The 13138-nt window shown below is 61.0% G+C and carries 13 protein-coding genes and 2 pseudogenes; 6 read left to right on the top strand and 9 right to left on the bottom strand.

Annotated features, from left to right (window positions below; all coding sequences use genetic code 11):
- Positions 1-13 precede the first annotated feature (13 nt).
- The 4 genes and pseudogenes from LQ954_RS16340 to LQ954_RS14115 form a co-directional block, all read left to right on the top strand.
- A pseudogene (locus LQ954_RS16340) lies at positions 14-376 on the top strand (hypothetical protein); the annotation flags it as partial.
- An 84-nt stretch (positions 377-460) separates the two neighbouring features.
- A pseudogene (locus tag LQ954_RS16335) lies at positions 461-611 on the top strand (DapH/DapD/GlmU-related protein); the annotation flags it as partial.
- Between the two features lie 59 nt (positions 612-670).
- Entirely contained in the window at positions 671-2053 is a 1383-nt protein-coding gene (locus LQ954_RS14120; protein WP_231023684.1) for a hypothetical protein, read from the top strand.
- Positions 2050-3318 carry a hypothetical protein gene (locus LQ954_RS14115; protein ID WP_231023683.1) on the top strand — a complete coding sequence of 423 codons (1269 nt, stop codon included), beginning with the start codon at positions 2050-2052 and terminating at the stop codon, positions 3316-3318. The genes LQ954_RS14120 and LQ954_RS14115 overlap by 4 nt, the downstream gene beginning before the upstream one ends.
- Before the next feature lie 18 nt (positions 3319-3336).
- On the opposite strand, the gene LQ954_RS14110 is transcribed toward LQ954_RS14115, so the two are convergent.
- The 5 genes from LQ954_RS14110 to gmd form a co-directional block, all read right to left on the bottom strand.
- Positions 3337-4461, bottom strand: coding sequence for a glycosyltransferase family 4 protein (locus LQ954_RS14110; protein ID WP_231023682.1), 1125 nt, complete (start codon positions 4459-4461; stop codon positions 3337-3339).
- Entirely contained in the window at positions 4458-5000 is a 543-nt protein-coding gene (locus LQ954_RS16285) for a DapH/DapD/GlmU-related protein (RefSeq protein WP_231023681.1), read from the bottom strand. The genes LQ954_RS14110 and LQ954_RS16285 overlap by 4 nt, the downstream gene beginning before the upstream one ends.
- Positions 5001-5013: 13 nt before the next feature.
- The gene (locus LQ954_RS14100) at positions 5014-5808 is read right to left on the bottom strand and encodes a WecB/TagA/CpsF family glycosyltransferase (RefSeq protein ID WP_231023679.1); all 795 of its coding nucleotides are present in this window, start codon (positions 5806-5808) and stop codon (positions 5014-5016) included.
- Positions 5809-5914: 106 nt separating this feature from the next.
- The gene (gene fcl, locus LQ954_RS14095) at positions 5915-6859 is read right to left on the bottom strand and encodes a GDP-L-fucose synthase (RefSeq protein WP_269142332.1); all 945 of its coding nucleotides are present in this window, start codon (positions 6857-6859) and stop codon (positions 5915-5917) included.
- Between the two features lie 12 nt (positions 6860-6871).
- A complete protein-coding gene (gene gmd, locus LQ954_RS14090; RefSeq protein WP_231023677.1) occupies positions 6872-7999 on the bottom strand; it encodes a GDP-mannose 4,6-dehydratase in 1128 nt (375 codons plus the stop codon).
- An 823-nt stretch (positions 8000-8822) separates the two neighbouring features.
- On the opposite strand from gmd, the gene LQ954_RS14085 reads away from it, so the two are divergent.
- Positions 8823-9140: a hypothetical protein gene (locus LQ954_RS14085; protein WP_231023676.1), complete on the top strand. Its 318-nt coding sequence runs from the start codon at positions 8823-8825 to the stop codon at positions 9138-9140.
- 225 nt (positions 9141-9365) lie between these two features.
- Here LQ954_RS14085 and LQ954_RS14080 read toward each other — a convergent pair whose 3' ends face one another.
- The gene (locus tag LQ954_RS14080) at positions 9366-9575 is read right to left on the bottom strand and encodes a helix-turn-helix domain-containing protein (protein WP_231023674.1); all 210 of its coding nucleotides are present in this window, start codon (positions 9573-9575) and stop codon (positions 9366-9368) included.
- Positions 9576-9694: 119 nt separating this feature from the next.
- On the opposite strand from LQ954_RS14080, the gene LQ954_RS14075 reads away from it, so the two are divergent.
- A complete protein-coding gene (locus LQ954_RS14075; RefSeq protein WP_231023673.1) occupies positions 9695-10105 on the top strand; it encodes a hypothetical protein in 411 nt (136 codons plus the stop codon).
- Here LQ954_RS14075 and terL read toward each other — a convergent pair.
- The 3 genes from terL to LQ954_RS14060 are packed head-to-tail and all read right to left on the bottom strand — an operon-like array spanning position 10102 to position 13088.
- Positions 10102-11523, bottom strand: coding sequence for a phage terminase large subunit (gene terL, locus LQ954_RS14070; RefSeq protein ID WP_231023672.1), 1422 nt, complete (start codon positions 11521-11523; stop codon positions 10102-10104). The genes LQ954_RS14075 and terL overlap by 4 nt on opposite strands.
- A 7-nt stretch (positions 11524-11530) precedes the next feature.
- Positions 11531-11908 (bottom strand): DUF5681 domain-containing protein, encoded by a 378-nt coding sequence (locus LQ954_RS14065; RefSeq protein ID WP_231023671.1) that lies wholly within the window; start codon positions 11906-11908, stop codon positions 11531-11533.
- Complete coding sequence (locus LQ954_RS14060; protein WP_231023670.1) at positions 11901-13088, bottom strand: site-specific DNA-methyltransferase; 1188 nt, start codon at positions 13086-13088, stop codon at positions 11901-11903. Before LQ954_RS14060 ends, LQ954_RS14065 begins: the two co-directional genes overlap by 8 nt.
- Positions 13089-13138: the final 50 nt, after the last annotated feature.

Raw genomic sequence — 13138 nt, 5'->3', positions numbered from 1 at the left:
CGTCGAGGAGATCATGACAACTCGCCTGGAACAGCTTCTCGATAAACGGATAGGCATTGCGCGGCGCATCGATACGCTGGTGATGCGCACTGTGGCGGCTCGCCTTGGCGTGACGGTGGGCGCGAGTACGACTTGCACCGGACGTGCGGTGCTGCGCCCGGGAGGAGGACGCATTATAATCGGCGAGCGCGTATCTCTCGTCAGCCGTTCCGACGCGACCGCACTGGGCGTGGCACGACCGATAATCCTCCGCTGCCTAACGAACGAGGCAGCCATCGAGATCGGCGACGACACGGGGCTGAGCGGCACCGTCATATGTGCTGCGACCCGGGTGACAATTGGGAAGCGGTGCCTGATCGGAGCAGACGTGACGATCTTCGACACCGATTTTCATCCACACGAGCCGGAAGGACGCCGCTATGCTGCGCCCGACTGGCCGCGGATAAGCGAACGGGTGACGATTGGGGACGATGTGTTCGTCGGAACGGGCGCGTTGGTCCAGAAAGGGGTGACAATTGGTAACGGCGCAATAATCGCGGCGAGATCGGTGGTAACCAAGGACGTTCCGCCCTACTCTGTGGTAGGGGGAAAATCCCGCCAAGATGATTAGGATGATCCGCTAACGGGCGCGCCGTCCGATACAATGCAATCCTTGTTGGTGATACTTCCTATGCTGATCGCAGCGCTGATCTTTCCGGTTCTTTTCCTCGCTGCCTATATTATTCTGTCTATTGCCCAGCCGGACGTCATATACCTTCCTGACACGCTAAACATAGTGACGGTGTTTCTCACTTTGTGGGCCAGCATCCTCATCCGAAACGGCTATGCGAGAGGAGTTTGTTTCTTTTGGTCGATCTGGTTCATGCTAGGGTCGGTTTCACTTTACGCACAGAATCAAGTCCAAGGTGGGCTGAACTATAAGATCGATCCGACAAGTGCCAACCAATATTACCTATATTGCGTTGCCGCTGCGGTAGCGATGATCCTCGTTTTGGAAAAGGTGATCGGCAGACGCGCGCCGGACGCGCCAGTCCGTTTGGTTCGCGGCTCCAACCAGTTGGTTTGGCTTTTGGTACTCGCTTTTCCGCTATTCTATGCTGCGTCTATTTATCTTGCCACTGGTGACATCCCGATATTCTCCGGGCGCAACGTATCGGCCGCCATGTATGAAGTGGATTATGGGCCGTTGCATGGCTTCGGCATCTTCGTGACAATCGCCGCCCTGATGGCGTGGGAGAAAGCGGGTGACCGCGCCAGCATCGCCGGGCGTAGTCCCCTGCGCCTAGCGACCTTGGCACTGGTCGGTTTTCTCTTGCTGGTTGCGGCGATGGATGGCCGGCGCGCTTTGGCGATCTTCGCCCTGTTCGGTATCATTCTGTTCGCAAGCGCAGAACCGGCTCGCCCCGTGGAACGCATCAAGGTTGTATTGATCGCAGCGCTTGCGCTGCTTGGCTATGTTACCGCGGCTACAGTACGTACCGGAAGCGAGGCATCGAAAGCGTTCGCCAGCATCTGGGAGCCGCTGTCGACGATCGGAACCGAATATCGCGACTACGTTTATGGCTTCGTACGGCTCTCACGCGACGACGTGCTCGGGGCGGGTTATGACTGGCTCGGCAGCACCTTGGCGGCGCTTACGCCTAGCGTGTTCCTAAATGCGTTAAGCATCGACAAGGCGGCCACCATACAGACAGACAGCGCGCGCATTCTGATGAACTTCTGGAACGTGAAACTCGGCATCCTCATCGGCTTGCCGGGTGAGCTATGGTTCGCCTACGAATGGGCCGGCGTCGCCGTTTTCGCGTTCTTCGGTGCTGCGGTATATGGCGTTTCCGCCCTTGCGGTCCGAACCAATCACTTCGTCTATCGTGCCATCCTGCTCAGTTTGTTGGGCGTCTGGGCAACCTCGGTTCAGGGCCAATCGACTGTCACGTTCGGCCTGCTGCTACCGCTACTCTATTTCTCGTTTTTCATCCTGTTGATCGAGTTCGTGTCCAACCGCCGCACGCACGTGCCGACAGCCGCGAATGCCGCGCGGCGGCCCCGCTGGTGACCAACGCTTGGCGCGGAGGCGCAACGCATATCCTGCGCAGCCGCGTACTGGCCAGCGCGCTTGACCCACTGGTCACGAGCGGAACCATGTTCCTGGTGCAGGGCGCAGTGCTGCTAACAGTCAGCAAGACGGCGTTCGCCAGCTACAGTCTTGCCTATTCCTATGTTGTGATGGGACAAGCTGTGTTGAGCGCGCTATTCGGCGGACCGCTCATCACACTGCTGAGCGGCTTGCCGGACGAACCGGCTCGGGTCCGAGCCGCGGCAGCAGCGTTGCGGCTGCAACTCGTCTTCGCCGTGATGATGGGGTCGGCTGGCGTTGGATTAGCAACAGCGATCGGCCTTCCTGCAGCGCCGGCTGTTCTGGCTGCACTTAGCATGATTGGGTTGTCATTCCGGGATGCAATGCGCAGCGTACTTGCGTCGCAGCTTCGATTTTCCGCCGCGCTGGCGATCGCCTTGTGGTTCGCTACCATAACTGCGTTGGCGCTTGGCGCCGTTTGGCTGCTCACCGGCCATGTCACGGCTGAAGGGGGGCTGTTGGCGCTTGCGATCGGCGCGCTGGGCACTGTTTCAAAGGCCATCGTCCGGACATTGGCGGAGCACGCACGCTTCCCACCAGCGGCGGGGCGCCAGTTGATGCGGATGGCCATATGGTCCTTACCCGGGGCCACGTTCAGCTGGCTACAGAACAGCTTCTATCTAACGTTGGTCGCGGTGAATCTGTCCTTGGATGCGGCAGGGGAAATCTCTGCGGCCAGGATGATTGCGGTTCCAGTTCTCATCACCGCCTCTGGCCTTCTGCGGCTCTCGCAGGTGCAAGCGACCCGAAAACTATCGAGCGAGGGCCTAAGCAGCGCACTCCGCAGCGCGCGAAGGTTTGCACTAGCTTGCCTTGCTGCAGGTGCTATCGCCGCGGGCGCTTGTTGGAAGGCAGATGCAGCGATCAGTCGAGATTGGCTGCCGCACGCCTATCCGCACCTTCTCCAACTAGCTGGCGCGTGGCTGGCCTTCGCAGCAGCAACCACCGCCCGGGGATTCTTCACGTCGCTGTTCCAAGCCATGGGGCGGTATCGCGAGTTATTTGTTTGCGGAGCGATCATCCTTCCATTCGTGCTTGGCGGTGTCCTGCTCGGTCCCTTGGCGTTCGGGCTAAGCGGCGCAGTGGTACCGATGGCGGCGGGCGAGCTGTTGCTGCTCTTGCTGCTCGCCGCTCGCGCGCGGCGTGGGGACGCTACAGGAACTAGTACTTCCAGGTCTGACTGACCTGATACGGCGCGGTACTCAGGTCGAAAGCGCCTTGAGCACTCCTTCGGCGAAGCAGTCAGCCATCGCCTCAATGGTCAGTCGTTCCGCCATTTGCGCGGCGGCGCCCCGCATCGCAGCGAGCCGAGCGGGATCCGCAAACAAATCGACAACCGCATCAGCATAGGCCTGTTGGTTTTTCCAATCCGGTACGATCACTCCGTTCACGCCATGCTCGACATAGGCTATTTCGGGGCTGTGGTAAGGGAACGACGTTGTGACCGTCGGAAGCGATGCGGCCCCGGCGTCTACGACCGCAAGGCCAACCAGTCCCGGCATCAGAAACAACTGTCCAAGCAGCATCAGTTCCACCTTGTCGGCGCCGAAGCGGGGACCAAGTACCTTGATCCAAGGACGGGTCGCTGCGAGGTCCTGCATCAACGACAACTGCTCGCCGCCGCCTGCGACGATCAACTCAAAATCGTGCACGCGCGCGCGGATTTGGTCGGCGGCGTCCACGAGGAAGGAGAGGCGCTTGTCTTCATAGAGCCCGCCGACAAACACGCCGACATGCTCGCCTTTGATCCCGAGTTCGTCTCGTCGTGCCGCAAGCCGTTCGGGCGTAACCGAGGCGATAAAAGTGCGCACCTCGCTCGTATCAACGGCGTTGTTAAACACTGTTATCCGTTCGGGCGGAAAGCCAAGTGATGCTACGTGGCGGTGTGTCTCATCGGTATAGGCAAACCACCAATTGACCTTGGTCGCCCAGAAGCGCTTCCACCGCTCGGCCCCGCTATTCGGGTCGCGTGACTGGAAGTTGCGGCCGTGACCGAAATACCCCACCTTTTTCGCACGCACCATGGACGCAAGATTTAGCAGGTAGTTGAGGGCGAGGCTGTTTTCCTGTTGCACAATAACGAGATCGCAACTCAGAGCCAGCCGTAGCGCTTGCTGATAAATTAGCCCCCCCGGCAGCACGCTCCGCGGTACCTTGGTGCCCCAAGGGATATCAACCGTGTCCCCCTTCCGAACGTTCTCCTCCGCAGGATCGCAGTAAATCACGGTGTAATCGACACCATGCGCGGAAAGTCGCATGCGCAGCCGCTCGTGAAAGGGCAGCCGGTAATGGTGCGAGGTCGGAAAGATATAGCAGACGCGCTTCACGACGCCGCTCCAGATGCTTGCCCCAGCGATGCCTCGTGAGCGATGATCTGCGCATCGGTGAAGCGTCGACCAACTACGCGTGCGGGATTGCCTGAGACGATGTCGTATGACGCGACATCTAGCGTGACCACGGCGCCGGCAGCCACGATGGCGCCGCGTCCTACGGTGATGCCGCTCAGGATCGTGGCGCCGTAGCCGACCCAAACATCGTCGCCTATCTCGATCGCGTTGCGGGGGTGGGCTGCGAGTGCGGATGTGTCGCCGATCCACGGTGCGCGGCGGACCGATACGCCGATCGCGCGCATGTCATGATCACGCCGGCCGACGATGCCGACATTGTTGGCGATCAGAACACCATTGCCAATTCGCCCGTTGACTTGGATCGAACAGAACTTGCCAACATAAACATCGTCGCCGATCGTCAGCCCGCCAGCGCTGCTGATGTAGCTTAGCATGCCAATGTGGAATCGCGCGCCGATCGCCACCTTGCCGCTGACGAACGCCTGCTGCTTAGCCCGCTTCCAAATTCGCCCGATCACCGGCCGTCCCTGATCACGCGCCTCGACCTAAGCCGCGCCGGCCGACCATCAGCACGAACTTGGGCGCAAGCACCAGATAGCGGCGCCACAGCCGGCGCGGTTCGCTGGCGAGACGATGGAGCCATTCGAGCCCTCGGTGGTGCATCCATTCGGGCGCTCGCTTCACGTCGCCAGCGTAAAAGTCGAAAGCCGCGCCCACGCCGATCAGCGTCGCGCCCGGAATACGATCAACATGGTCGCGCATCCAATATTCCTGCTTCGGTGTGGAAAGCCCCACCCACACGATGCCTGCCCCCGATGCCGTTATTTCGGCAGTATGGGCGGCGTCTTCTTCCGCGCTCATGGCGCCGAACGGGGGCGTGTTCGTTCCAACAACCTTGAGCCCCGGGAAGCGCGCCATCAGCGCCGCCGCCATGCGCTCGGCAACTCCGGGCTTGCCGCCATAGAAATAGTGGCCGATGCCATGCTCAATGCTTGCCGCGCACAGCTCCGCGACCAAGTCGGCACCGCATACGCGGCCGACATGGCCATGCCCACGCCAGCGCGCTAGCCATACGAGCGGCATGCCATCGGGCGTCACCAGCCCCGCGTGATCGTGAATCTCGAGAAGTTCCGTTTCGTCCTGCGCCCGCATGATCCCGTGAACGTCCCGCACACAGATGTAATGCGCCTTCCCAGCCCTGAGCCAAGACAGCACCACGGCGATCGCCTGCGGCATATTGACGGTGCTTACCGGCACACCGAGCACACGCGTCGCAGGCGTGCCTGAGGCCGTCACTGTCTGATTTGCATCAGGAGAGTGGATCACGTCGCACTTCCACCTTGCTTAGCTTCAGCATCATCATGGGAGCCAGTCTGAGGCAAACTTCCAGTCAGGTTCATGGAGAACGAAAGATATTTTATGACCACGTTCGTCACGACTTAACGTTGAGCTTGAACCACTCATAGGCATCTCTGATGCCTTCTTCCAACTTCACGGTGGGCGTCCATCCCATGGCGGTCAGTCGGCTGGAATCCATCAGCTTGCGCATGGTGCCGTCGGGTTTGGACGCGTCGAACACGATCTCGCCCGTGAAGCCGGTCACTTCCGCCACAAGCAGCGCCAGCTCGCGGATGGTCACGTCCTCGCCATAGCCGACGTTGATGTGGCTGAGCATTGGCTGGGTGTTCGCCTCATAGCGCTCCTTGCGCAGATCCAGCACGAACAGCGATGCCTCCGCCATGTCATCGACATGCAGGAACTCGCGCCGCGGCGTGCCGCTACCCCAGATCGCCACTTCCTTCGTCCCGCTCTGAACCGCCTCGTGAAAGCGCCGGATCAGCGCGGGCATGACGTGCGAGTTCTCGGGGTGGAAATTGTCACCCGGGCCATAGAGGTTGGTCGGCATCACGCTGCGATAGTCGGTGCCGTACTGCCGGTTGTAGCTTTCGCACAGCTTGATCCCGGCGATCTTTGCGATCGCATAAGGCTCGTTGGTTGGCTCGAGAATGCCCGTCAGCAGCGCATCCTCACGCATCGGCTGCGCCACGTCGCGCGGATAGATGCACGAGGAGCCCAGAAACAGCAGCTTCTGCACCCCGGCGGAGAACGCCTGATGGATGACGTTGCACTCGATCATCAGGTTTTCGTAGATGAACTCGGCCGGATAGGTGTTGTTGGCGTGGATGCCACCCACCTTGGCCGCTGCCAGCACCACGGCATCGACCCTTTCGGCCGCGAAGAAGGCCCGCACGGCTTCCTGGCTGGCGAGATCAAGCTCGGCGCGGGTGCGCGTCACCACTTCGGCGCCACGCTCGGTCAGCTTGCGGCTGATCGCCCCGCCAACCATGCCGCGATGGCCTGCGACAAAGACGCGCATATCCGGCACTCCTCACGATTCCAGCGAGACGGGGACATTATACCCGTGCTGTTTCAGCAGCGCGTGGCGCTTGGCGACCTTGAGGTCCTCGCCGACCATTTCCTCGCACATGGTCTGAACGGTGATCTCGGGTACCCAGCCCAGCCGCTCCTTGGCCTTGGACGGATCGCCCAGCAAGGTATCGACCTCGGCCGGGCGGAAGTAGCGTGGGTCGATGCGGACGATCACGTCGCCTGTCTTAACCGCCGGCGCATCATCGCCGGTAACGGCATCCACGATGCCGACTTCCTCGACGCCCTCGCCCTCGAACCGGAGCGTGATGCCAAGGTGCTGCGCCGACCAAGTGATGAACTCGCGCACTGAATATTGCGCGCCGGTAGCGATCACGAAGTCCTCGGGCTGATCCTGCTGCAGCATCATCCACTGCATGCGGACATAATCCTTGGCGTGGCCCCAGTCGCGCAGTGAATCGATGTTGCCCATGTAGAGGCAGGGCTCCAGCCCTTGCGCGATATTCGACAGACCACGGGTGATCTTGCGCGTCACGAACGTCTCGCCGCGGCGCGGGCTTTCATGGTTGAAGAGGACGCCATTGCAGGCATACATGCCATAGGCTTCGCGGTAATTGACCGTGATCCAATAGGCGTAAAGCTTAGCCACGGCATAAGGCGATCGCGGATAGAACGGCGTGGTCTCGCGCTGCGGCGTTTCCTGCACCAGACCATAAAGCTCGGACGTGGACGCCTGGTAGAAGCGCGTTTTCTTTTCGAGCCCCAAAAAGCGCACCGCCTCGAGCAGGCGCAACGTGCCGATAGCATCAACATCCGCGGTATATTCGGGCGCCTCGAAGCTGACGGCGACATGGCTCTGCGCGCCAAGATTATAGATTTCGTCGGGCTGTATCTCCTGAACGATGCGGGTCAGGTTGGATGTATCTGACAGATCGCCATAATGCAGCTTCAGGTCGGGCGACTGCGCGTGCGGATCCTGGTAGATGTGATCGATACGCTGCGTGTTAAACAGGGAGGCGCGGCGCTTAATCCCATGAACCTCGTAGCCTTTCTCGAGCAGGAACTCTGCTAAGTAGGAACCATCCTGACCGGTGACACCGGTGATGAGTGCTACTTTCTTTCCGTTCAACTTTCGCCTCCCTGATGAAACCACCGCTTCGGACCCGGGTTCAGCTCAGCCCGAACAGCGTACACGGCGGTGCGTGCGAGGTTTGCGAGTGCCGACCATGGTCTTCTAAGCTTACGTGAAGCCGACCTCAGCCACGCCCAGCACGGAGCAGGAATCGGAGCGCCCTACGACGCAAGATCGCAACCACATCTTCTTGCTGACCCGTGATCTTCCGTAAGTATGCTGCACTTGCACAGTGCCTATAGGGCCTCTACAGGCGGCCGACCAGAGCTTTATCTGTCTTGTCTTAGATCACCCCCTCCCCAAGCCGCTGTAGAGGCGCTTTGACAGCGGGGCCGTGATTGGAAGGATGGGTTGCTGAGGTGGGCCAACTCGCGCGCTTGCTCAACTTGGATAGGGTCACGGTGCGCTCGGTGCTGGACGACTTCAGGGCGAACGCAAGCGATGCCGCGCCTGAGCTCGCTCTCTGAAGCGGGGGGCGACGGTCGTCCTCCGATGCCAGCGTCACGATCAATCTCTGCGCTAGCGGCGCGGCCGGCGCGATCCTTGCCGCGCTTCCTCGACGGGCGGCGATAGCGCCAGAGGCAACTGCCAAGGTCACCGGAGACCGGCGGACGGGGCGTGCCGATCACCTTCTACAGCGATATCTCAAGCCGGTTCAATCGAGCCCCTCGCGATCGACGGACACGCCAAGGAAATTTTTGCAGGCCTCGTGATTGGCGCTGCGCGCCGATATCCCGGATGATGGCGAGGGAGCAACGATCGCGCTCGGGATCGCGGAGGGAATGGCGGTTGTGATCGATGAGGGCAAGGCGAATTGAACATGCGAGCGAAGGTTCCCGAGTTTGGGCCGATTGCCAGTTCGCACCTGTTCATGGCGCAAGGCGTCGCAGCCGCACGTGGGCCGGATGCGCATTATGCCGGACTGATTGACGCGCTGCGGTTCGCGCGCATGCGGGTCGATGAGCAACAAATAGACGAGGTGGCGCAAATGCTCGGGGCTACGCAGCTTGCCGAATGCCCGTCCTTGCCCAGCGCAATGCGTCAGCGCGCAGGAACGCCGCTGGGTCGCGATCTGATCCTTTCGCTAAGCCACATCGCGTTGTGCGGGTCCATTGCAGTTATCGGTCGAGAAGATTGATCGCCAGACGAAGCGTGAATTGCTGCTGAGAATGGCCGCTTCCGGGAAATCGGACCGGGCAGTTCAAGGACTGCCTCTGGGGCGCGTAGCTGCCGGCCGGCAACATCTGAACGAAAGGCTGTTTACGCCACCTCAGCACCCGAAAGCAGCCGGGCCGTAATCCACCAAGTTTGCCTCGGACGCAGACGTTCTCTCGACGACACAGGCGATTTGGTAAACGGCTTCTCAACGTCCGTCGAGCAGAGCGCCGGCGGTCACCCCAAGCGGCGCCGCAAGCTTCTCAACGACGGTGATGGTCGGGTTGCGCGCGCCGCGCTCGATGTCGCTGACGTAGGTGCGGTGGATGCCGGCTTCGTCGGCATACGCCTCCTGGCTCCACCCTTTCTCCAGCCTGAGCCGGCGAATGTTGCCACCAAGACGCGCGCGTATGTCCACGTCTCAGCAGAGACGCGTCTGTCGATCATCGATCTACAGACGATCAGTGACAATGCGGTTGACTGGTGGAGGACGTAGAGTGACAGCCGTGTCACTGATAGTCGACACGAGGGGCAGGGATGAGCCGGTACAAGTCGCAGGTGCGCGAAGTCATCAACCGCAATGCGCTGGTGACGCTTGCACTCGAGAATGGCTTCAACGCCTTCATCCCGGTGTACGATGGCGGAGTCGACTTCATCCTCTATCGTGAGAGCGATGGCGTGACCTGCAAGGTCCAGCTGAAGGGACCCTGGTACATCGATCGCAAGTACGTCGGGCGCGACATCTGGATCGCCTTCCATGTCGATGGCGCGTGGTATGTCGCGCCGCACGATGATCTTGTCCGCTTCGCCGAAACTTATGGGTTCACCAAGACGAAGTCGTGGCTCGAGGGCGGTGCCTATAGCTGCCCTCGTCCATCCAAATCGATGACGCTGGATCTCGCTGCATATCGTTTTGGCGACGTCGAAGCGGAGGTCGCCGCGGGCTAGCGCTTTGTATCTCTGCGGCCGAACATGGGCATGCAAACGACGGACGGGCCCCTCATGCGCTGCCGTTCAGCATATCCCAAGAACTGCGTCACGCTGTCGATCTGGTCGTCGTATTTGCCATCAGGGAATTGTATCAGCTCAAGCCTGAAATCGTCTAACCAGGGGGCAGTGAGTGGAATGAACACGCGTCCTTGCTCCAGCACCGGCGCGACCGTGTGCGCGCGAGTCCGCTTATCCTTTTCCGGCTTGATCCGCTTTGGCAACGGCATGCAAGTCGGCCTATCGAACACCAGTTGCTGAATTAGCTGGATGCCCGCTGCCGCGTCCTCGATCAGAACCTCCGTTGGGCGCCAGCGCACCGCCAACTCCTTCGAGACCTGAATGAGTTCGGGAAAGATCAGCTTTTTTCGGAACAGGTCGACCAGATAGTAGCTACCGTCATGCACGAGCCACGTCGTGCATACGCTGTAGTCGCTGAACTCAGTGTTCTTGGACGCACAATCCCAACTCTGGATGATGCGCGGGCGTTCCAATTCCGGAAGCTCCGTGAACGTCCTGAACCAGCGCCAGTCCAGCACGCCGCCATCGAGCGCTAACGGGTTCTGCTGGTATTGCGCTTCGAAGTTGCGCGACCCCATCGAGAGTTTAAGCTCGTGAAGAACGGCAAGCGGTTCGCGCGCCGGATCGAGTACCTCGCCAGCGCGCCGACGATGGACCTTTGCTCCGAGCGGGATCTCTTCATCTTGGGTCGCAATGGCGGGGATACTGAGCACATCCCACCCGCCCTGTGCCCGGACATGTCCGGCAAGATCGCTGGGGTGCAGGCGCTGCATGACCAGCAGGATGCCGTCCTTGGCCTTGTTGTTGAGGCGCGTGATCAGTGTTCGGTCGAACCAGTCGTTCACGCTGTCGCGCTGGCTCTCCGACATCATCTCGTCGGGCTTTGCCGGGTCGTCGATGATGATGAGATCCGCGCCGTTGCCGGTGAGGGTACCACCAACCGATGTGGAGTCACGAAAGCCGCCGAACGTTGTACGGAAGTAGCTTTCTCGATCCTTTTCAGGACTGATCCGCGTTCCCGGGAACATCCGCTGGTACCAGTCACTCTTCATCACCTGCCGCGTCAGCAGCGAGAAGCGCGAGGCGAGTTCCTGCGAGTAGCTCACGCAGATGATCTTGCGGGTCGGATCGCGGCCGAGCAGCCAGGCAACGAGCGCAACCGAGGCGCAGATCGACTTGAGCGACCGCGGCGGCACTTCGATGACCTGCCGCCGGCGAGCGCCCGAGCCGACCTCGGTCAGCACATGCGTAATGGCGCGCAGATGCCAGTTGGGGATGAACTCGGTCCCGGGCACGACCTCGCGAAAGACGCGGTGAACAAATAAGAACAGATCCTGCCGCATGGCAGCGTCAAGCATGCAAATATCAGTCATGCTGATCTCCCATCAAATCTCGCTTAAGCTGTTCAAAGACGGCCAGGTCGTCGGCTGTCGGCTCTGGCGCATCAGCCGGCCGCCCGGCATCAGCCAGCTGGGCTAAGCCAAGCAGGCGATCGAGTGCTCGTGGATCGCCATCGTTCACCGCTTTCTGCGCCAGGCGCTTCAACGCTGCGACAACGACACTCACTTTGCGCTTACGACCAGCGACGTTGACCGTGACGAGCTCGCTGAGCATTTCTTCCACCAGCGTCTTGAACCCGCGTGCTCCCTTCGGGCGCCCGCGCGGATTGCCCGACTGGCCGCGCTTGAACCGGTGCTGCGTCGGCGGTTTGCCGTAGCCGACCTCATAGCTACGGTCAGCCATGCGACACCGCCCGGTCGGCTGCGACCTCCGCAAAGCTGTGGCCTGAACCGGCCAGCGTCGCGACAACGCCCAGCGCCTGCTCGGCGCGGCGGACGATGACGTCGCGGTACAACGGGTCGAGTTCGATCAGCCGGGCGCGGCGATTTACTGCATCGGCGGCAAGCAACGTCGTGCCCGATCCGCCGAACGGATCGAGCACAAGATCCTCGCGGTTGCTGGCATCGAGGATCGCGTCGCGGATCATGATCAGCGGTTTAACCGTGGGATGCAGCGCGAGGTTCACGTCGCGCTCCTTTCCAAAGCTGTTCATGCCAGCGTATGCCCAGACGTTGGTGCGGTTGCGGCCGTGCTTGCCCAGTTCAATATTGTTGATGTGCGGTGCCGTCCCGTGCTTGAATACCGCTACCAGCTCATGCTGCGAGCGATACAGCGAGCCCATGCCGCCCTGGCTCTTCGTCCAGACGCACAGGTTTTTATACTCGTCATAAGCCACCGATCCTGCCGAGAGCAGCTGCGGCAGGTGTAGCCAATCCATGCAGACGTAGTGCAGCGCCCCGGCTTTGCTGAAGGCGGCACACTGGGCCATGAAAGCGAGCAGGAATTGCCGGAACTCGGCATCGCTCATCTCGCCGGAAGCCACGACGAACTCGCGGTGCTTGTTCTTTCCCTTGCCGCTGACGTGACCGTTGATCTTCACGTTATAAGGCGGATCGCCGATCATCATCGCGACACGCTCGCGGCCGAGCAGGGCAGTGTACGTCTCGCGCAGCGTCGCATCACCGCAGATCAGGCGATGGTCGCCGATCTGCCAGATGTCGCCGAGTTTCGTTACTGCTGACGCCTGAACCTCAGGGACGGGTGGGTCGGCCTGCTCCTTCTTGCTGTCGACCGCGTCGAAGCGGATGTCGAGCTCGGCTGCCTCGAAGCCGGTCAGGCTGATGTCGAAACCGGCGTCTAGCTCCATGATGGTGTCGACTTCCAGCCGCAGCAGCTCGACCGACCAGCGTGTGCCGACCTCGGCCAGGCGGTTGTCGGCAATGCGATAGGCGCGTTTCGCCGCCTCGCTTAGATGGTCCAGAACGATGACCGGGACCTGCTTTAACCCCAGTCGCAGCGCCGCCTCGTAGCGCGCATGCCCGGCGATGATCTCACCGTCTGCGTCGGCCAGGATGGGGTTCACGAGCCGTTGGACTGGATGCTGCGCGCCAAGGAGCGCAGCTGTACATCACT

Source organism: Sphingomonas sp. IC-11 (assembly GCF_021043365.1).
Taxonomy (GTDB): Bacteria; Pseudomonadota; Alphaproteobacteria; order Sphingomonadales; family Sphingomonadaceae; genus Sphingomonas.
The sequence above is the reverse complement of the archived record's forward strand: the minus strand, read 5'-3'. Positions and strand labels throughout refer to the sequence as shown.

Coding starts and splice junctions, on each gene's coding strand:
- LQ954_RS14120 (WP_231023684.1), top strand. CDS start 671: ATGCTGATCGCAGCGCTGATCTTTCCGGTTCTTTTCCTCGCTGCCTAT.
- fcl (WP_269142332.1), bottom strand. CDS start 6,859: ATGCGCGTCTTTGTCGCAGGCCATCGCGGCATGGTTGGCGGGGCGATC.
- LQ954_RS14085 (WP_231023676.1), top strand. CDS start 8,823: ATGCGAGCGAAGGTTCCCGAGTTTGGGCCGATTGCCAGTTCGCACCTG.
- LQ954_RS14075 (WP_231023673.1), top strand. CDS start 9,695: ATGAGCCGGTACAAGTCGCAGGTGCGCGAAGTCATCAACCGCAATGCG.
- terL (WP_231023672.1), bottom strand. CDS start 11,523: ATGCTTGACGCTGCCATGCGGCAGGATCTGTTCTTATTTGTTCACCGC.
- LQ954_RS14065 (WP_231023671.1), bottom strand. CDS start 11,908: ATGGCTGACCGTAGCTATGAGGTCGGCTACGGCAAACCGCCGACGCAG.